The sequence below is a fragment of the Rhodococcus sp. LB1 genome, from assembly GCF_001583455.1.
In the GTDB taxonomy this organism is placed as follows: domain Bacteria; phylum Actinomycetota; class Actinomycetes; order Mycobacteriales; family Mycobacteriaceae; genus Rhodococcus_F; species Rhodococcus_F opacus.
This window is the reverse complement of the sequence record NZ_LTCZ01000298.1, coordinates 1-576: the sequence shown is the minus strand read 5'-3', so window position 1 is coordinate 576 and position 576 is coordinate 1. Positions and strand designations below refer to the sequence as shown.

At 63.4% G+C, this 576-nt stretch carries 1 protein-coding gene; it reads right to left on the bottom strand.

Annotated elements, in window-relative coordinates; translation table 11 throughout:
• Positions 1-54 precede the first annotated feature (54 nt).
• Positions 55-576: CoA transferase (locus AZG88_RS31270; protein WP_197487966.1), on the bottom strand; the 522-nt coding region annotated here is incomplete at its 5' end.

The window sequence follows — 576 nt, the reverse complement described above, 5'->3', positions numbered from 1 at the left end:
ATGCCCTTGTCGGCACCGACGACCAATACTGTGGACACTGTCCAGCACTTCCCTTCAGGCTAGGGCGCCGGCGGTGGCGTCCTGCTCGGTTCCGATGATGTTCTGTGCAGCGAGCGAAGCGATTTCGTCGTTGCTGTAGCCGATTTCCGCGAGGATCTCGGCGTTGTGCTGCCCGAGTAGCGGTGCGCCCTTGGGGGCATCGGGGACGGTGCCCAGGAACCGGGCCGCCACTCGTGCCTGCCGCAGACGCCCGGCTGCGGGGTGTTCGGATTCGACGATGATCTCGGAGGCCTTGATCTGCGGGTGTTCGATGACCTCGGCCCGTGTGAGGATCGGTGCGGCCGGTACGTCGAACTCGTCGAGCAGCGCCAACCACTCGGCAGAGCTCTTGTCCAGCAGCACAGATTGGATGAGTTCCAAACGCTCGTTGATGTGCTTCGACCGACCCACCGGGGTGGAGAAGCGCTCGTCCTCGATCCACTCGGGGTGACCGAGTGCCTTGGACATGCTCTGCCATTCGCCGTTGCTGTTGGTGGCGACGGTGATGTAACCGTCCGCGGTCTGGTAGATCAAGTC